At 69.5% G+C, this 17446-nt stretch carries 16 protein-coding genes; 6 read left to right on the top strand and 10 right to left on the bottom strand.

Annotation, left to right across the window (positions count from 1 at the left end; translation table 11 throughout):
• Positions 1-3: 3 nt before the first annotated feature.
• Entirely contained in the window at positions 4-1050 is a 1047-nt protein-coding gene (locus ACFWUU_RS10390; protein WP_137257412.1) for a LacI family DNA-binding transcriptional regulator, read from the top strand.
• On the opposite strand, the gene ACFWUU_RS10395 is transcribed toward ACFWUU_RS10390, so the two are convergent.
• Genes ACFWUU_RS10395 through ACFWUU_RS10405 form a run of 3 tightly spaced genes read right to left on the bottom strand, consistent with a single transcriptional unit; the run spans position 1051 to position 3705 of the window.
• Complete coding sequence (locus ACFWUU_RS10395) at positions 1051-1707, bottom strand: hypothetical protein (protein WP_380174503.1); 657 nt, start codon at positions 1705-1707, stop codon at positions 1051-1053. It lies immediately after the preceding gene.
• A complete protein-coding gene (locus ACFWUU_RS10400) occupies positions 1704-2519 on the bottom strand; it encodes an ABC transporter ATP-binding protein (protein WP_380174505.1) in 816 nt (271 codons plus the stop codon). Before ACFWUU_RS10400 ends, ACFWUU_RS10395 begins: the two co-directional genes overlap by 4 nt.
• The gene (locus ACFWUU_RS10405; RefSeq protein WP_380174507.1) at positions 2431-3705 is read right to left on the bottom strand and encodes an MFS transporter; all 1275 of its coding nucleotides are present in this window, start codon (positions 3703-3705) and stop codon (positions 2431-2433) included. The genes ACFWUU_RS10400 and ACFWUU_RS10405 overlap by 89 nt, the downstream gene beginning before the upstream one ends.
• A gap of 59 nt (positions 3706-3764) precedes the next feature.
• Between ACFWUU_RS10405 and ACFWUU_RS10410 the strand changes: the two genes are divergently transcribed.
• On the top strand, positions 3765-4721 hold the full coding sequence (locus ACFWUU_RS10410) for an ArsR/SmtB family transcription factor (protein ID WP_380174509.1): 957 nt from the start codon (positions 3765-3767) through the stop codon (positions 4719-4721).
• 43 nt (positions 4722-4764) lie between these two features.
• Here the strand turns inward: ACFWUU_RS10410 and ACFWUU_RS10415 are convergent, their stop codons facing one another.
• The gene (locus ACFWUU_RS10415) at positions 4765-7167 is read right to left on the bottom strand and encodes a beta-glucosidase (protein ID WP_380174511.1); all 2403 of its coding nucleotides are present in this window, start codon (positions 7165-7167) and stop codon (positions 4765-4767) included.
• A gap of 46 nt (positions 7168-7213) precedes the next feature.
• Here ACFWUU_RS10415 and ACFWUU_RS10420 point away from each other — a divergent pair, with 46 nt between their 5' ends.
• The 4 genes from ACFWUU_RS10420 to ACFWUU_RS10435 all read left to right on the top strand — a co-directional run bounded on the left by ACFWUU_RS10420 (position 7214) and on the right by ACFWUU_RS10435 (position 9573).
• Positions 7214-7789 carry a TetR/AcrR family transcriptional regulator gene (locus tag ACFWUU_RS10420; protein ID WP_380174513.1) on the top strand — a complete coding sequence of 192 codons (576 nt, stop codon included), beginning with the start codon at positions 7214-7216 and terminating at the stop codon, positions 7787-7789.
• 3 nt (positions 7790-7792) lie between these two features.
• A complete protein-coding gene (locus tag ACFWUU_RS10425) occupies positions 7793-8608 on the top strand; it encodes a CPBP family intramembrane glutamic endopeptidase (protein WP_380174515.1) in 816 nt (271 codons plus the stop codon).
• Between the two features lie 62 nt (positions 8609-8670).
• Entirely contained in the window at positions 8671-8988 is a 318-nt protein-coding gene (locus ACFWUU_RS10430) for a hypothetical protein (protein WP_380174517.1), read from the top strand.
• A 60-nt stretch (positions 8989-9048) separates the two neighbouring features.
• Complete coding sequence (locus tag ACFWUU_RS10435) at positions 9049-9573, top strand: GNAT family N-acetyltransferase (protein ID WP_137257403.1); 525 nt, start codon at positions 9049-9051, stop codon at positions 9571-9573.
• Here ACFWUU_RS10435 and ACFWUU_RS10440 read toward each other — a convergent pair.
• The 6 genes from ACFWUU_RS10440 to ACFWUU_RS10465 form a co-directional block, all read right to left on the bottom strand.
• Positions 9568-10299, bottom strand: coding sequence for an amidohydrolase family protein (locus tag ACFWUU_RS10440; RefSeq protein WP_380174519.1), 732 nt, complete (start codon positions 10297-10299; stop codon positions 9568-9570). The two genes, ACFWUU_RS10435 and ACFWUU_RS10440, sit on opposite strands and share 6 nt — an antisense overlap.
• Positions 10293-11021, bottom strand: coding sequence for a hypothetical protein (locus ACFWUU_RS10445; RefSeq protein WP_380174520.1), 729 nt, complete (start codon positions 11019-11021; stop codon positions 10293-10295). The genes ACFWUU_RS10440 and ACFWUU_RS10445 overlap by 7 nt, the downstream gene beginning before the upstream one ends.
• The gene (locus tag ACFWUU_RS10450) at positions 11018-12250 is read right to left on the bottom strand and encodes a DegT/DnrJ/EryC1/StrS family aminotransferase (protein WP_380174522.1); all 1233 of its coding nucleotides are present in this window, start codon (positions 12248-12250) and stop codon (positions 11018-11020) included. The genes ACFWUU_RS10445 and ACFWUU_RS10450 overlap by 4 nt, the downstream gene beginning before the upstream one ends.
• 16 nt (positions 12251-12266) lie before the next feature.
• Positions 12267-14195: a hypothetical protein gene (locus ACFWUU_RS10455; RefSeq protein WP_380174524.1), complete on the bottom strand. Its 1929-nt coding sequence runs from the start codon at positions 14193-14195 to the stop codon at positions 12267-12269.
• Positions 14192-16021 carry a PQQ-binding-like beta-propeller repeat protein gene (locus tag ACFWUU_RS10460; RefSeq protein ID WP_380174526.1) on the bottom strand — a complete coding sequence of 610 codons (1830 nt, stop codon included), beginning with the start codon at positions 16019-16021 and terminating at the stop codon, positions 14192-14194. Before ACFWUU_RS10460 ends, ACFWUU_RS10455 begins: the two co-directional genes overlap by 4 nt.
• Before the next feature lie 183 nt (positions 16022-16204).
• Positions 16205-17419: a helix-turn-helix domain-containing protein gene (locus ACFWUU_RS10465; RefSeq protein WP_137257397.1), complete on the bottom strand. Its 1215-nt coding sequence runs from the start codon at positions 17417-17419 to the stop codon at positions 16205-16207.
• Positions 17420-17446: the final 27 nt, after the last annotated feature.

Raw genomic sequence — 17446 nt, forward strand, 5'->3', positions numbered from 1 at the left:
GAGATGACTCGGTTGAAGGGTCGCGTCACCTTGGCGACGGTGGCCGGGTCCGCCGGTGTCTCGGTCGCCACGGTCTCCAAGGTGCTCAACGGGCGCAGCGACGTCTCGGCGGTCACCCGCGCGCGGGTCCAGGAGATCCTGGAGAAGCACGGGTACGTCGGCCGCCGCCCGGACCCCGTGCACCGGGACACGGTCGAGCTGTTCTACCAGGGCGTGCTGAACGCGTACTCGGTCCAGGTCATCCAAGGAGTCGTCGAGGCAGGTCAGGCCGAGGGCGTCGACGTCATCCTGAACGCCCACCCGCCGCACCCGCAGGCGTCGAGCAGCGGGCGTGCCGCGCGCTGGATCCGCACCCTGATCGGCAACGGCCGCCGGGCCGCGATCGGGCTCACCAGTCAGCTGGCCGACGCCGACCTGGCCGCGCTGGCGCGAGCGCGGCTGCCGCTCGTGGTGATCGACCCGGCGAACATCCCGCAGCCGGACGTCACGAGTGTGGGTTCAACGAACTTCGCCGGCGGGATGGCCGCTGCCCAGCACCTGCTGTCCCTCGGCCACCGCCGGATCGGGTACGTCGGCGGCCAGCCGACCTCGGGCTGCAACCAGGCCAGGATGAGCGGCTTCCGCAGCGCGATGGACGCCGTCGGCGCGACGGTGCCGTCGGAGTACATCTGGCTGAGCGACTTCCTGTACGACGACGGCGTTGCCGGCGGCTCCTCGTTGCTGGACCTGCGGGACCGGCCGACCGCGATCTTCGCCGGTAGCGACGAGGTCGCGCTCGGGATCCTGGAGGCAGCGCGCGCGCGTGGCCTGCGGGTGCCCGAGGACCTCAGCCTGGTCGGCTTCGACGACACCGAGGTCGCCCGGCTCGCCTCGCCACCGCTCACCACGGTGCGGCAGCCGCTGCGCGAGATGGGCGCGGTCGCACTCCGTACGGCGTTGCAGTTGGCCGCAGGAGAGCAGGTCGCCTCACACCACGTCGAGCTGGCAACGACCCTGATCGTCCGCGGCTCGGCCGCACCGCTCGAGCTGTCGTCGGTCGCGGCCTCCTGATCATTCCTTCCGGTCCGCGAGGGCCTTCGTCACGAACACCGCGGCGACCAGCAGCACCACGGACAGCGCCGCCAGCAGAGTGAGCGGTACGGCGTTGGTGCCGGCCGACTTGTCGTCCGACAGCACGGTCATGATCGAGCGGATCGGGGAGATCCAGCGCAGCAGCAGGACGGCGATGATCGCGGCAGCCGCGGTCAGCATCGCGATCCCGATCCGCCGGATCACCAGTCGCGAGCACAACAGCCCGATCGTCGCGCCGACCAGCGCCGCCCCGAGCTGGGCGGCCGCGCCGACCGCGAGATCTCCCGCGGTGACGACATGTTTGCCGGTGACGATCGGGTAGATCAGCCCGATGATCAGCAGCGGCACGCACCACGTCACCACGACAGCGACCGTCGTCGCGAGAACTCGTAACGAGCTCCCCACCGTCACGACCGTGATCTGCCGCTGCGTCGGGTCCTCGTGGTTGACGATGCTGACGGTCAACCACGTCGTACAGACGAGCATCGCGAGCACGCAGAACGCGTACGACGACTGCAGCGGGCCGTTGTCCGACGTCGTACCGACAGCCATCGCGGCGAGGAAGATCAGGGTCGGCGGGAGGTAACGCTGGGAGAGCAGGACGCTCGTGAGCAGGTACCGGTAGAGGGCAGTCACTCGGACCTCACCTGGCGGACCGTCGTGACCGACCAGCCGTGTTGCAGGGCGGTCAGCAGCGTCGCATCGTGCCGGCCGGTCGGCACCATCAGCGTGACACCTGCCTCGTGCGGTCGTACCTCGACCACGTCCGGGTACCGCGACCAATCGATCTCGGCGCCGGGAACCATCGAGATCTCGGTCAGACTCGCCTGATGGGTCAGGGCGGTCAGCCGGCCGTGCTCGATCTCGCAGACCCGCGTCGCCGTCGACCGGACGACCTGGGCGGAGTGCTCCGTGAAGGCGACCGCGGCGCCTTGTGCGGCGGTCTCGGTGAGGAGCTCGCGCAGGGTGGTGTGAGCGGTTGCGTCGAGACCGGCCCACGGTTCGTCGAGGACGAGGAGCTCAGGTTGTCTGAGGAGTGCCTGGGCCAGCGCGACCTTCTGTGCGTTGCCCTTGGACAGCTTCCGCATCGGGGTGTCCGCGCCGCCCGAGAGCGCGAGCCGGTCGAGCAGTTCGTGGGCGCGGGCTTGCGCCGTACGTGTGCTGAGTCCGCGGATCCGGCCCATATGCCTCAGATACGCCGACGCGGAGAGACGATCGTGCGACGCGAAGACGTCGGGGACGTAGCTGACGATGCCGGCGTTGCGTTGCACTGATCCCGTCGACGGCCGGGACAGGCCGACCATCAGTTTGAGGACAGTGGACTTGCCGGAGCCGTTCGCGCCGACCAGTGCCACCAGTTCACCCGCGTTCACCTGCAGGTCGACGTCCGCCAGGATCTCCCGTCGCCCGTACCGTTTCGAGACTTGCCGCAGCCGGACCACTTCCATGCGGCGAGCCTATCCACCCGGCGGGCCGCATCACCCGGGAGAGCGGGCGGGTGAGGATCGCAGAGACCAGCAGGGACGCCGCCGCGAACGCTGTCATCGTCGGAGCGGTCGAGGTCAGATCGGCCAGTGCGCCGGCGAGGATCGCCGCCACGCCGAAGGTCGTCATGCGCAGCGCGGACTCCAGCCCGAGCACCTGTCCGCGCAGCTGCGCCGGAGTCAGATCGACGAGAACCTCCTGCTGGGCAAGGGAAGCCGAGTAGCCGAAGCTGCCGACGGCGACGAGTACGCAGAGCACGGCGATCGGCAGGTGGAACGCAAAGCCCAGGAACGGTACGGCGAGCACGAACCGGAGCCACCGTCCGGCGACCCGGCGGCCGTTCCGGCTCAGGAAGCGGCCGACGATCAGATCACCGCTCATCATCCCGGCGGCTCCCGCGGCCAGCAGCCAGCCGGCGCGAGGTCCGGCGTACGGGACGAAGAGGGCTTCGCAGCCGACGATCAGGCCATTGGGAAGGGTCAGCGCGAGCAGGAGCGGACGGGTGCGTTTCTGGGACAGCAGCACGCGGTTGCCGCGCCAGGTCTCGGCGAGCCCGGTCCGCGCGACCCGGCGTGGCGGACGGTCCTGCAGCCCGAACCGGACGACCGGTACGGCGAGGGTGGCGAAGCCGGTCGCGATCCAGAGGACGGTCGACGGACTGACCGCCTGCAACAGGATGCCGGCGATGCCGAAGCCGGCGATCTGCATCGCGCCGACCGACAGGTTCATCGCGGACCGGCCGAGGATGAACTGGCCGTCGTGCACCACCTCGCCGAGCAGCCCGTAGCGGACGCCGGCGCCGATCGACAGGCCGTACGCGAGCGTGAGCGACAGAACCAGCCGCAGGCCGGGGGAGAGGTCGAGGGCGGCTTGGATGCCGACCGCAACGGCCGAACCGGCCGCGAGCAGCGTGAGGATCTGCCGGGGCCGGGCGGTGTCCGCGGCCGACATCAGCGTGGAGACGCCGAGCACCTGTGCGAGCGAGGGCCCGAACATGATCATCGCCGCGAGCAGCGCGGACCCGGTCGTCGCGTCGACCACGATGGCCAGCGTCAGGCTGGTCATCGTCGAGGACGCGTTGCCCAGCGCGCTGCCGATCCACAGGTTGCGGAACTCGCGGTTGGCGAAGATCTGCGTGTAGGTGCTCATGGCATGGAGCATCGACCGCGGCCCGCTCGCCGCCTACAGTTTCGGGTGGAGGCGAAACGTTGTCCGAGTTCCTGGTCGATGCCGACACCCTGGTGAACGCCCGGTTCGGTACGTCGCAGCTCACCGAGACCGTGTCGGCGCTGAAGCTGCTGAGCAGCCCGGTCGAGCCGTGGTACCGGCCGTGGAAGGACCAGCATGTCGCTGACTACCAGGCTGCGCTGGCGGCGAACCCGGTCTGGGCCGCGATCGTCGAGAGCGCGTTCGGGACGAGCTGGGCCGCCGACTTCTTCACCGTCCCGCCGCTCGAACCGGACCTCGCGCTGGAGGAGGAGCTCGGGCCGCTGCTGACCCTTTCCGATGACGACATCCGCGCAGACCTGAGCGTCGTACGTACGCCGTTGCCGTCGATCCTGCTCGAGACCCGCGGGCTCGCCGCCGAGGCTGCTGGATTGTTGCGGTGGATCTGGAGCGCGACGATCGAGCCGGAGTGGCCGCGGCGGTTGCGGGTGTTGCAGGCAGACATCGTGTCGCGGACGTCGCGGCTCAGCGAGCAAGGGTGGTCGGGTGTGCTCCGCGGGCTGGGGCCGGATGTGCGGTGGCTGGGCGACGGGCGGATCCAGGTCAACCGGTGGGACTATCCGCCGACGGACGTTCGCGGACGGGATCTGATGTTCATCGCGGCGCACACCCAGCGCGTGAACGTGAGCTGGCGGTTGCCGGATCGGTTCGCGCTGGCCTACCCGGTCACCGGCATCTTCGCGACGACCGCGACGCCGGACGAGCCGTTGGTACAGCTGCTCGGCCGCAACCGTGCGCGCATCCTGGTCGAGGCCGCGTCGCCGGTGAGTACGACGCTGCTGGTCGCGACGACCGGTCTGTCACTCGCGACAGTCTCCGACCATCTCCGGGTGCTGACCGACAGCGGACTGCTCGAACGCCGCCGGTCCGGGCGGTCGGTCTTGTACTGGCAGTCCGACACCGGCCGCCGAGTGGTCGGACGGCCGGTGTCGGGCTGAAGGCGTCCGTCGGACGAACGCCGGGGCTCGCCCAGCTGGGCAGCTAGCGCAGGATCTCCAGTTCGGCGGTGAGTGCGAGATCCGACACGGACGAGCCGGCTCGGAGGGTGAAGGTGCCGGGCTCGGTGGTCCAGCCGTCGCTCCAGTGTTCAAAGGCGTGCTCGTGCAGGGCGACCGTGATCTCGCGGGCCTGCCCGGCGTCGAGGCGTACGACGGCGAAGCCGGCCAGCCAGCGGACCGGGCGATCGACCGTGCTGTCGGGGCGCTCGACGTACACCTGGACGACGTGCTTGCCGGCGCGGTCGCCGGTGTTGCGGACGGTCAGCGCGACCGAGGTCGGGTCGTTGGCACGCAGGTCGGACAGCTCCCACGTGGTGTACCCGAGACCGTGGCCGAACTCGTACGCCGGTTCGGTGCCCGCCTTGAGCCAAGCGCGGTAGCCGATGTGGATGCCCTCGTCGTACCGGACGACGCCGTCCTTCGGGGTGACGTCGATGACCGGTACGTCGTCCTGTTCGCGCGGCCACGTCGTCGGGAGGCGACCGCCTGGCTCGGTCCGGCCGAGGAGTACGTCGGCTAGCGCGTCGCCGTACTCCTGGCCGCCGAAGTACGTCGCGAGCGTGGCGGCGACGTCGTCCCGCCAGGGGAGGAGCACGGGCGAGCCCGCGTTGACCACGACGACCGTACGCGGGTTGGCAGCCGCGACGGCGCGGACAAGATCGTCCTGGCGGCCGGGGAGTGCGAGTGAGGTGCGGTCGTAGCCTTCGGACTCGACCTTCGAGTTGGTGCCCACGACAACCAGTGCCACGTCCGCCGCACGGGCTGCCGCGACGGCCTCGTCGATCAGGGCCTGCGGGTCGTCGTTGCTGGGCTCGACGCCGACGACGATTCCGAACGCGTTGCTCAGACCGCCTTCCAGCTTGGGCAGATCGAGCTCGACGCGAACGTCGATCGGCGTACCGGCGGTCACCTCGAGCGGTGTCGAGATCGACGGCGGTGAGAGCAGCGCGGCACCGAGATCGGTGCCGACCGGGATCGCAGTGTCCTCGCGGAGGAGCGTGCCGTCGGCAAAGATCCGGCCGCGGCCGACCGAGGCGAAGCCGAGTTTGACCGCGCCGGATTCGGCCGGGGTCCAGGTGGTGCGGAACTCGAAGACCGTGGACTCGGCGATCGGTGCGTCACCGCCGAGGTAGACGAGTGCGCTGGAGAACCGGTCCTCGGCGTACAGCTCGGTGCCGTCGGCGTCCAGGAAGCGCACGCGACCGCCGCGTTCGCTGGTCTGCGAGTTGGTCATGGTTGCCGGGGGCAACTCGGCGACACCCTCCTGGACGACGGCGCCGATCGAGTACGTGACCTCGGCGTTCGGGAGTGCCTTGCGGATGCCGTCGAGCGGGGAGACGACGGCCGACGGGATGACGGTCGCGCTGCCGCCGCCCTGCGTACGGGCGTCGCGGGCGTTGTGGCCGATGACGGCGACGCGCCGGAGGTCCGCCCAGGGGAGTTCGTTGTTGTTGGTGAGCAGGACGGTGCCTTCGGCAGCCGCTGTACGGGCGAACGCGACGCCGTCGACCTGCGGTACGTCGGTCGGCTTCTCGTAGCCTTCGAGGGCGCCGACGCGGGCGGCGAGGGCGAGGATGCGGAGGACCTTGCGGTCGATCGCATCCTCCTTGACCTCGCCGGACCGGACGGCCTCGACGAGTGCGTCGCCCCAGGCGCCGATCGGGCCGGGCATCGCGAGGTCCTGGGAGTGCTTGGCGCTCTCCACGCTGCGTACGGCGGTCCAGTCGCTGACCACGACGCCGTCGAATCCCCAGTCGGTGTTGAGCGGGGTCTCGAGCAGGTCGTTCTCCGAGGCCGTCGCGCCGTTGATCGAGTTGTAGGCGCTCATGACGAGCCACGCCTTCGACTCGGTCACGGCCTTCTCGAACGCGAGCAGGTAGACCTCGCGGAGCGTGCGCTCGTCGACCACGACGTTCGCGGTGAAGCGGTCGGTCTCGAAGTCGTTCGCCACGTAGTGCTTCGGGGTCGCGCCGACGCCGAGCTCCTGGACGCCGGCGACGTATGCCGCCGCGAGCTCCGCGGTCAGGACCGGGTCCTCGCTGAACGCCTCGAAGTGCCGGCCGCCGAGCGGGGAACGGTGCAGGTTGATGGTCGGGCCGAGGACGACGTCGACGTTCTTGCGGCGGGCCTCGAGCGCCGACACCACGCCGTACCGATGGGCGATGTCGACGTCCCAGGAGGACGAGAGCGCGGTGGCGGACGGGAGGTTGAGCGACGGGTCGCGCTCGTCCCAGACCGGGCCGCGGACGCCGCTCGGGCCGTCGGACAGCACCATCGAGCGCAGACCGATCGACGGGAGGGCGTACGTCGACCAGAAATCCTGGCCGGTGAGGATCCGGACCTTGTCCTCGAGGGTGAGCCGGCCGAGCAGGTCGTCGAAGTTCATGCCGAAGACTGTACGTCTGAAAACCGAGTGATGCTAGGTTTTGGGTATGGCTGGTTCTCGAGGTCCGTATGCGAAGGGTGTCGCCAAGCGCGCCGAGATCCTGCGGACCGCGCTCGAGGTGATCGCGCGGCACGGCTACCGGAAGACGTCGACACGGGAGCTGGCCGCCGCGGTCGGCCTCAGCGAGGCCGGGCTGCTGCACTACTTCGGCTCGAAGGAGAAGCTCTTCGAGGCGGTACTGCGAGCCCGCGACGAGGCCGACCGGTCGCGGTTCGCCGACGCCGCCGATCCGATCGAACTCCTGGCCGCTGCCGTCCGGCACAACGGATCGGTACCAGGCCTCGTCGAGCTCTACTCCACCTTCTCCGCCGAGGCCGGCGACCCCGATCACAACTCCCACACGTACTTCGTCGACCGCTACGCCGCCATCCGCGTTTCCCTGGCCGACGCAATCCGAGCCCGCCAGTCCGCCGGCACGTTCAACCCGTCAGCCGACCCGGAATCCGTCGCCACCATCCTGATCGCGCTCTCCGACGGCCTCCAGGTCCAATCCCAGTACGCCCTACCCGCCGACCCGGCCGACCTCTTCGACAACCTGCTGGATCTACTGCGCGATAGTTGAACCATGACGAGTCCCGCCGAAGACTCCACCACCCCGGCCGAGCCGTCCGCACCGTCAGCACCCGTCGGTGTCAGCCGTCGGATGCTCACCCGAGAGATCTGGCTTGTGCTGGCCCTGTCCTTGGGGGCGTCCGGGGTGGCGGCGGTCATTTCGTTTGCGGGGGTGTTGACGTCCTCGAAGCCGATCAGTGGGCAGACCGCGGTGATTGTGGGGTCTCGGGCTCCGGGGCGGCCCTGGCTGGATCTGAGTTGGCAGGTGTTTGCGATCGTGACCGCGCTGGTGCCGGTCGCACTGGTCGGGCATTTTCTCGCGCGTGGCGGGGAGACCCTGCGGACGATCGGCTTCGACCTGCGCGACCGGCTCCGGGACCTCGGACGCGGTACGGCGATCGCGGCGATCATCGGCGGCGCCGGCCTGGTGTTCTACATCGGTGCACACGCCACCGGCGCGAACCTGACCGTCGACCCGTCGCAGCTGCCCGACTACTGGTGGCGGATCCCGATCCTGGTCGCGGTCTCCGCACAGAACGCCGTACTCGAGGAAGTCATCGTGCTCGGCTACCTCAACCACCGGCTCGACCAACTCGGGTGGTCCGTCCGCCGCGCGACCGCGACCAGCGCGCTCATCCGCGGCTCGTACCACCTCTACCAGGGCCTCGGCGGATTCGCCGGCAACGTGATCATGGGCGTGATCTTCACCTGGCTGTACCGGCGCTGGGGCCGGGTGATGCCGCTGGTGGTCGCGCACACCCTGATCGACACCGGCGCGCTGATCGGCGCGACGTACCTGCTGGGCAAGGTCTCCTGGCTACCCAGTTGAAAACTGGACAAGTGTAAAGACTGACACGTAACCGATCGGGGCCCGAACGGGTTGAGCTTGTCGTGACAGTCAACGGGGAAATCACCAGTCCGCCTGAGATCGATGCCGGTCTGGCCGCCGCGGCGCTCGCCGTGTTCGCGCACCGGCACGAGGTCGTCCATCTGCTGTACGCCGCCACCGACGAGCCGGACGCGCTCGCCCGGATCGGCGGCCTGCTCCGGGTTGACGAGGCAACCATCGCGCGCGTCCTGGACCAGCCGCTGCGCTGGATGCTGCCGCAGTTCCGCACCGAGCTGGAGACGATCGCCTCCACACCGGACCCCACGATCACCGCGCCCGCGGTGGATCCGGCGGACCTAGAGCCGGCACCGACCAGCTGAGAGCTGCTCGTTCCTGCAACCCGGTCGCAGGAAGCACCGCTCCGACGTTAGGTTGGAGCGGTGCAGACGTATGGGCGGGACGTGCTGGAGATCGCGGACGAACTGACGACGGCGTACGTCGAGGTGTTCACCGCACCGCCGTTCGAGCACCGGGACCCCGAGCAGACCAGGATCGCGTTCCGGAAGCGGCTCGAGGGCGACGTGGAGCGGGACGGCTTCCAGGCGTGGATCGAGCGGACGGACGACGGGCGGATCGCCGGGTTCGTGACCGGCTGGACGACGCCCGCGCCGTTCCGGACCGACCGGTCGTACGGCGCCGTCCTCGACCGGCTCGGTGCTGAGCAGGTCGAGGAACTGCTCGTCGGGGCGTTCGAGGTGGACGAGCTCGGCGTACTCGAGCACGCCCGCGGCACCGGCCTGGCCCGCCGGCTGCTCGAGACCGCCACCCGTGAGCGCTCCCGCGCCTGGCTCCTCGCCTGGAACCAGAACCACGACGCGATCGCGTTCTACCGCCACCTCGGCTGGCAGGAGCCCGAGGTCCGCGGCCCCGAGCACGACATCCTCGTCTTCGTCAACGCGTCATAGGGCGAACAGTTCCGTCGCGTTCCGGTGGGTGATCGCGGCGTGCTCCTCCGGCGTGAGGTCGGCGGCTTCCAGCGCGCCCAGTGCGATCGACGGGTCGATCAACGTGGCGTCGGTGCCGAACATCATCCGGCTCGGCCCGATCCGGTCCAGGATCCAGCGGATCCGGTTCGCCTCCGGCGCGGACCAGCACGGCTCGAACCAGATCCGGTCGGACCGGTCGGCGGCCTCGGGCACCCGCGGCCAGCCGTTCGCGCCCATGTGACCGGCGAGCACCCGTGCCTCTGGCACCCGCGCGGCGACGTCGGCGAGATCGACGACCGTGTCGCCCCAGGTGTGCACGAGCGTCGGCAGGCCGTACTCCGTGGTGAGCTCTATCGCGGCCTGCATCGCGGGCGAACTGATCCGCGTACGGCTGTATTCGCTGTGGATCTTCGCGCCGACCCACCGCGTCCGCCCGTCCCCGGCAAGCAGTTCGTCGAGGTCGGTCCGGGCCTCGTCGAGGCGGCGCGGGTCGACGACGATCATCCCGCGCAGCCGCTCGTCGACGGGTAGCTGTTCGGCCAGCGACCGGTTGCCGAGCGGGGCGTCGTACACGATGCCCTCGATCGACGAGACCAGCTGGAGGTCGATGCCGAAGCGGTCGATCAGGTCGAGGTTGACGTCGATGCTCGCGGTGTCCATCGAGAAGAACCACGGGCCCCAATGGGCGTGTACGTCGATCAGCATGCGGGCTCCAGGAGGGTCTCGAGGCTGCGGCTGCCGGCCTGCGCGATCTCGTCCGGGCTGAGCTTGGACGTGAGCAGCCGACGGACCACCGAACGGGTCTCGTGGAACGGCGTCCGGCAGCCGAGCACGAGCCGCTCCGCGCCGACCTCCGCGGCCACGATCTCGAGCGAGTCGGGTCCGGTCAGCATCCGGGTCGAGGTGTGGAACCCGGGCTCCGAGCGGGCCAGGATCACGAAGTCGCCGAGGTAGTAGAAATGCGTGTCGAGGAAGACCACCCGCGCGCCGAGCCCGCGCAACGCCGGTCCGACCTTCCGTACGTCGCCCTCGGTGAAGATCGTCACGCCGGCGTCGACCAGCAGCTGCACGATATGACCGAACGACGGGTAGCTCGGCTCCACGCTCTGCGCGGTCGGCGCCAACCGGATCGCCCGCGGCGGCGCCTCACCCGCCAGCAGCCGCTCCAACTCCTTCTCGGCGCCGAGCGGATCGCGCAGATCCAGCACCGGGCACAGCGTCCATCCGTTGCCATCAGCAACCTTGCGCGCCTCGTCGTTCCCGGACGGTACGTCGAAGTGCACGGCCCGCAGCGCGGACACGACGCCGCCGGAGATGCCGCTCGCGTCGAGCACCTCCCGCACCTTCTCGGGCTTGCTCCATCGTCCCGTCGTCACCTCGTGCCCGACGAGGATGTCGCAGTCGAGCAGCAGGGGAGTGTCGGTCATGAGGCCTCCTGCGCAAGGGCTTTGTGCACCTTGCGGATCGCCGTGACGATGTCGTCGACGTCGGATTCGGTGTAGTTCTCGTTCCAGGGCAGGACGAGGAGGCGGTTGTTGATCAGTTCCTCCGCGTTCGGGCACAGGCCGACCGGGTACGACACGTCCCGCAGCGGGAACCCGGAGTCGCCGTACGTGATCCGCTCTCGGACGGCGGGTGCGGCGTACAGCGGGTTGGTCAGGTACCCGCCGTTCGCGGGGATGCCCTCGGCGGTCAGCGCGGCGGCCCATTCGCGCATGTCGCCGGCCGCCTCGGAGATGATCAGCGGGTACTGCCAGTACACGTGATCGTGTCCGTCGGGTGGCGGCGTGATGCCGGCCAGGTCCTCGATGGCGGCGGTCGCGCGGAGAGCCGCCGTACGACGGTCGTCGATGACGCCGCGGAGGCGGTTGAGCTGGGCTCGCGTGACTGAGGCGACGAGCTCGGTCATGCGGTAGTTCAGCGCGAGGAACAAGTAGGTGCGCTCGTCGGTGTCGCGCGGCCAGCCCTTGTCGGCGAACAGCCGCATCCGCCGGGCCTTCTGCGCGTCGTCGGTGACCGTGAGGCCGCCGTCGCCGGCGCTGATGTGCTTGGTCTGCTGCAGGCTGAAGCAGCCGATGTGGCCGATCCGGCCGACGTACGAATCGCCGACCGGCGCGAGGTACGCCTGCGCGCAGTCCTCGATCAGCAGGATCCCGTGCTGGTCACACAACTCCCGCAGCTCCCGCACCCGCGCAGGCTTGCCGAACAGGTGCACCACGATCACCGCCTTGGTCCGCGGCGTGATCGCGGCCGCGACCGACTCGGGCGTCAGGTTGCCGGTGATCGGGTCGACGTCCGCGAACACCGGTACGGCGTTCTGCATCATGATCGGGAACACCGTGCCCATGTCGCTGATCGGCGTGGTGATGATCTCGTCACCGGGCTCCGGGTTCACCGCGGCGACGGCCAGGTGCAGGGCCGCCGTACCGGAGCTGCAGGTGACCGCGTACCCGGCGCCGAGCAGGTCGGCGAACTCCACTTCCAGTGCGGGCACCTCGGTGCCCCACGTGGCTGACAGCATGCCGCTGCGGAGCACCCGCTCGACCGCCTTGACCTCGTCGTCACCGAAGCGCCGGCCGCTGGCGTTCATCACCGACGGCAGCGGCTCTGTGCGTACCGGCGTACCGCCGTCGCGAGCGAGCTGGTCGTTCTGCATCACAAGAATCCTTTGCTTACGGCAACGGTAGTTGGACGAGGTCACGCTCGGCGAGGCCCCACACCGAGTGCCGCGCGCCGCGGACCGGGGTCAGCTGGGGCACGGTGTACCAGCCGTCGCCGAGCTTGTCGACGAGCAGCTTGGCCGGCCCGGCTCCCAGCTGGTACAGGTTCCCGCCGAAGTTCGTCTCACAGTAGACGCCGGTCCGGTCAGTGTGGATCTGGCCGTAGCCGGACAGCTTGTTCTCACCGCGTACGACGGTCCTGGTGCGCAGGTCGTACCGGAACCAGCCGCCGCTGGTGCGTTTCAGTACGCCGTACAGGATGCCGTTGTGGACTGCGACGCTCTGGATGGAGCGTTCGCCGGCGAGCGGTTCGACGGTCCAGAGCAGCTTGCGCCGGCGGAGATCGAAGGCGGCGATCGCTGCCGAGGTGCGCGTCGGGGTGATGCCTCCGCCGCCGACCACGTCGCCGCCGACGTACGCGATACCGTCGACGATCGAGACCGTCATCACGCTCTGGTCGGGCAGGATCCCGTAGTGCACGTCCAGCTCGCCGGTGCGCACATCCAGGAGCGTGAGGGCGCCGGTGAGTTTCCCCGTGCCCGGTGCTGACGCGATCGCGAGCAGCTTCGACCTCTCGTCGTACGCCGCTTGCCAGGGGCGGATCTGCTGGTGGTCGATTGTGCCGAAGCTGTGGACCTCCTTGGTCCGCGGGTTGACGCGGACGACCTCGGTGCTCGGGTACAGCGCGGAGTACAGCTCGCCGCGGACCCAGGTGAGTGTCTTGGCCTCGCCGGCGACGCGGATCCTTCGGGTGGTCGCTCCGGCGTGCTCGGTGATCACCCAGTGGCCGCCGACGTACAGGTGCGGGTCGCCGAGCACGATCGATTGCGGCAGGTCCGGTGCGGGGACGAACCCGGCGTCGATCAGGTCGAGCAGCTCGAAGGAACCCGTGGTGACGTCCAGCCACCAGAGCACGCCGGATCCGGTCGCGCCGAGCAGCGTCGTCGCATCGAGGAACTCGAGCTTGCGGTGCTCATCCTGCGGCGCCGGTGTCGCCACCGCGACGAGTCCCTCAGGTCCAACCTTCCACACGGTTCCGGACGTCCTCGTCGTCAAGTACGCCGTCCCATCCACTGCGATCGCGATCGCGTCCACGCCCGTCTCGCCGTCGGGCAAAGGTGTGGTGCGGACATCGGATCCATCCAGCGCCATGCTGAGCACCGCCTGGCTGCTGCCGACAAAGATCCGGTCGTCCGTCGCCGCGAACGGGCCGAAGTTCTGCCCGCGGGACGCCTCCGGGGTGAGATCCCGAAAGGTCTTCGTACTCCGGTCGTACCCGACCAGCTGCGACGGCGTGTAGATCCCGGCGTACACGTAGTTGCCTGCGGCACCGACGTACCGGCCGTACTGTGCTCCGGGCACCGGTGCGCCGAGCTGCGTTGGAGTGTTCGTCGCCGGGTCGATCTGCCAGACGGCGCCGTTCGGGTAGCTGACCGCGAACACCTGGCCGTCGGGTGCCGTCGTCATGTCCCAGACGAAGCCGCCGGCGCCGGCCAGAGTCCCGACGTGGGTCACGGATCCGTCGGCCGGATCGAAGCAGTAGACGTCGGCGACCGGGTAGAGCCCGGCGTACACCTTGCCTCCGGCAACGGTGATGCCCCAGCCGCCTTCGCCGGTCGGGAGCTCGACGGTCCTGGTGACCTTGCGGGTGGTCAGGTCGATCTCGGTCAGCCGGGGCGGCACGATGCCACGGCTGATCAGGTAGGCGTGTCCGTCGTGTACCGCCATCGCGACGACGGCAGCCGTCACGACTGCGGGACCGGACGTGGGCAGCGTGGAACCGTCGATGGGACTGTCCTCCGCGTGGGCGGTGGTGGGCAGAGCGGTAACTGCGCCGGTGGCGAGCGCGCCGGCGAGCGCCGTACGGCGGGAGATGATCATCGGAGCCCTCCGATACGGATCAGATCGCGGCCCTTGATCGTGTAGAGGGCGGCGCCGTTGTGGGAGGTCGTGATCAGCGGATAGCTGTAGATCTCGGCGCCGAGGTTGTCGACGACGGTGGTGATCGTCAGGTCGGGCGTGGTCTTGAAGATGCGTTTGTTGTCGGTGCCGTACAGGCCGGAGCGGGCGATCGTGAGGCGGCTCTGGCCGGTGCCGATCGTGGCGGTGCCGGTGAGCTTGCCGTTGTGGGGATCGAGGACGGCGAGCCGTCCGTCGTCGGTGGTCGCATACAGGCGGCCGCGGTAGAGGACGAGATCGCTGTAGCTCTGTGCCTTGGGCAACGGAGCGGTTGTCCAGAGCACCTTGTTGCGGCGCAGGTCGTAGGCGACGACGGTTGCCTCGGGCAAGATCGGATCGGTGCCCAGGCTGTTGCGGGTCGCTCCGCCGAGGTAGGCGATGCCGTCGGCCGTGGTCACCGAGCGGACCGATTGCTGCGGTACGACGCCGCGGTGGACCTCGCGCTGGCCGGTGGCGAGGTGCTGCTCGACGAGTGTGCCGTCGTACTTGCCGTAGTCGGGCTCGGTGGAGATCAGCCAGCTGCGCGAGCGGGCGTCGTACGCGGCGTCGGTCGGGCGGGTCTGCTCGTTGCCGATCTGGCCGAGCTCGTGCAGGTCGGAGCCGTCGGGTTTCATCTGCCAGAGGCGTGCGAGTGTGTAAACCCCGAGGTAGATGTCGCGGCCGATCGGGGTCAGGGTCTTCGCCTCGCCGGGGAGGAACGTGCGTGTACTGGCGCCGGTGACGAGGTCGTGGACCTGGATGCCGGCCTTGCCGCTGACGAGCACGGAGGTCGGGGTCGCGGTGATCGCCATCGCCTGCTCTGGTGCGGGCGGCAGACCGGCCTGGCCGAGATCGGTGCCGGTGAACTCGCCGGTGGCCTCGTCGAAGTCGACGACCTGGCTGGTCAGCTCGGCCCGGATCGTCGAGCCGTCGACGAAGATCCGGTTGAAGTACGCCCCGTCGTACGGCGAACCGAGGCGGGTCAGCGTGCTGTCGCGGTACCGGTAGAGGGTGCCGGACGGTCGCGTGCCGAGGTAGATGTCGGCGCCGTCGATCGTGATCGCGGTGATGTACTGGTCGCCGCCTGGGGTCTGGACCTCGACCGGGTTGCCGAGGTCGGTGGTGTCGTAGACGAGCATCGTCCCGGTGGGGGAGAGGCTCGCGGCGAGCTTCGTGCCGTCGAGGGCGAGGGTCGCGACGAACGTGCGGTCGGCGTACTTGGTCGGGAGTACGTCGCGGCGGTCGCCGGTGGCGCGGTCGATGGCGATCAGGTGTGCCTTCGTGCCGACGCCTGCGTAGATCGTGGTCGCGTCGGCGGCGATGCTGCGGACGTACTGCTCGCCGGCGACGGCAGCGCCGTACGACCTGGTGGCGCCGGTGGCGGGGTCGTATTCGTGGACGGCGCCGTCGGGGTAGGTGCCCGCGACGATCTTGCCGTCGGGCGTCGCGGCGATCGACCAGATGAACGAGCCGAACTGCGTCACCTTGGTCGCGGCGCCGGTCGTCGTGTCGATCCGGTAGACGTCGCCGGGGGTGTACAGGCCGACGTACAGATCGGTGCCGATGTGGGTCATCGCCCAGGCGCCGGCGCCGGTGGGCAGTGAGAACTTGCGGTCGACGGTCTTGGTGGCCGGGTCGAAGGCGCCGACCTGGACGGGGGAGACGCCGGAGGTGATGGTCCAGATCCGGTCGCCGACCTGCTCGGCGACACTCGTCGAGGTCACGGCGGATGCCGGCCCGAGATTGGTGACCGTTGGGCTTTCGGTCACCTCCGGAACTGAGGCTGTTGCTGGTGCCGAAACGCTCACCAGTCCTGCGCAGATGACCAGAGCAGCGATCAATCCCCGTGCGATTCGCTTGTCCACAAGGCCTCCCGGGACAGTACGCACTGAATTACGGTCATGGCTGAAATTAGCCGGACGTGCGTCAGTGCGTCAACCGCTGGGAAACAATCAGAGATGAACGCGGTAGACGACGAGGGGGCGGCCGCTGCCGGTTCCGAGTTGGGTGCCGGTGGCGTCGGCGAGGCCGGCGCGCTCGAGGCGGTTGAGGACGCGGCGCGCCGTACGCGGCTGGATGCCGAGGTAGTCGGCGACCGAGCGGGTTGTGAGGCCGTCGTCCGGAGTTGCGTGGACGAGCTCCTGCAGGCGCTCGAGGGTTGCCTTCGAGAGGCCGGCGCGTTGGGCGAGCAGTTGCAGCTTCGATCGCTGCTGGGCTCGTGGTGCGGCTCCGCCGACGAGCACGAGGTCGATGTCGTTGCGTAGCGAGACGACTGCCGCCGTACGGCCTGCGGTCCTGGCCCGCCCGAGTGCGCGGCGTGCCAGCGCCTCGGTCTCGGTGCCGGAGCCGCCGATGCCGAAGCCGATCCGGACCGGTCCGAATTGTTCCTTCAAGCGGGTCAGCATGCCGAGTTCGGTGAACGCGGCGGTCGCCTGCTCGAGCGGTCCGCGGGTCGCGATGACGAGCCAGCGCTTGTCGTCGTACCGGATGACGCTGCCGCCGAGCGAGCCGGCCTCGCGGCGGAGCGCGCTCTCGGCGTCCGGGGAGATCTCGACCAGGCCGAGGGCGATCTGCGCATCGTCACTGCGCAAAGCGTCATGAACGAGCAGGAGACTGTTCACCGCGCTGCGCACCGAGTGGACAGACGGGGCGAGCCGCAGCGTGGTCTGCTCGGTCCGGAGCTTCTCGTACGCCGATCGCAGACAGGTGATCGCGACAGTCGCGCGCGCCTCGTGGTGGAACGCGAGGATCTCCTCGAGGCTCAACCCGGGGCGGTACGGCAGGACGCGTACGCCGCTCGTCGGCAGCCCGACCTCGTCGAAGGTCTCCCGCACCTCGGCCTCGTCGAGTACGTCGATGCTGATCGAGGTGACGTCACGGCCCTCGCTGAGCAGTTGCACGAGGGCGCGCATCAGCGTGGCGCCGGTGTACTCGACGTGCGCCGCGGGGCGGTCGAGCAGGCCTTGCGCGGCGGCCATCTGGTACGGGACGACACCGGTGAACAGCCACGCGTCGACGCTTCCCGGCGCGTTCGCCATCACCTTCGGCGTATCGGTCTCCCGGCGGTAGCGCAGCGGGACGATCTCGACCCCACGCAGTCCCTTCAGGATCCGGCTGGTGGAGGTGACCAGGTCCGACGGTCCCACCACCCCGATCGACGTCACCATGGCGGGGCCCCCTCCTTCATCGGCTCA

Origin of the sequence: Kribbella sp. NPDC058693 (assembly GCF_042715335.1) — a bacterium.
GTDB lineage: Bacteria > Actinomycetota > Actinomycetes > Propionibacteriales > Kribbellaceae > Kribbella > Kribbella jiaozuonensis.

Excerpts from the sequence above, each read along its gene's own strand:
- ACFWUU_RS10390 (WP_137257412.1), top strand. The coding sequence starts at position 4 with ATGACTCGGTTGAAGGGTCGCGTCACCTTGGCGACGGTGGCCGGGTCC.
- ACFWUU_RS10400 (WP_380174505.1), bottom strand. The coding sequence starts at position 2,519 with ATGGAAGTGGTCCGGCTGCGGCAAGTCTCGAAACGGTACGGGCGACGG.
- ACFWUU_RS10405 (WP_380174507.1), bottom strand. The coding sequence starts at position 3,705 with ATGAGCACCTACACGCAGATCTTCGCCAACCGCGAGTTCCGCAACCTG.
- ACFWUU_RS10415 (WP_380174511.1), bottom strand. The coding sequence starts at position 7,167 with ATGAACTTCGACGACCTGCTCGGCCGGCTCACCCTCGAGGACAAGGTC.
- ACFWUU_RS10420 (WP_380174513.1), top strand. The coding sequence starts at position 7,214 with ATGGCTGGTTCTCGAGGTCCGTATGCGAAGGGTGTCGCCAAGCGCGCC.
- ACFWUU_RS10425 (WP_380174515.1), top strand. The coding sequence starts at position 7,793 with ATGACGAGTCCCGCCGAAGACTCCACCACCCCGGCCGAGCCGTCCGCA.
- ACFWUU_RS10440 (WP_380174519.1), bottom strand. The coding sequence starts at position 10,299 with ATGCTGATCGACGTACACGCCCATTGGGGCCCGTGGTTCTTCTCGATG.
- ACFWUU_RS10445 (WP_380174520.1), bottom strand. The coding sequence starts at position 11,021 with ATGACCGACACTCCCCTGCTGCTCGACTGCGACATCCTCGTCGGGCAC.
- ACFWUU_RS10450 (WP_380174522.1), bottom strand. The coding sequence starts at position 12,250 with ATGCAGAACGACCAGCTCGCTCGCGACGGCGGTACGCCGGTACGCACA.
- ACFWUU_RS10455 (WP_380174524.1), bottom strand. The coding sequence starts at position 14,195 with ATGATCATCTCCCGCCGTACGGCGCTCGCCGGCGCGCTCGCCACCGGC.
- ACFWUU_RS10465 (WP_137257397.1), bottom strand. The coding sequence starts at position 17,419 with ATGGTGACGTCGATCGGGGTGGTGGGACCGTCGGACCTGGTCACCTCC.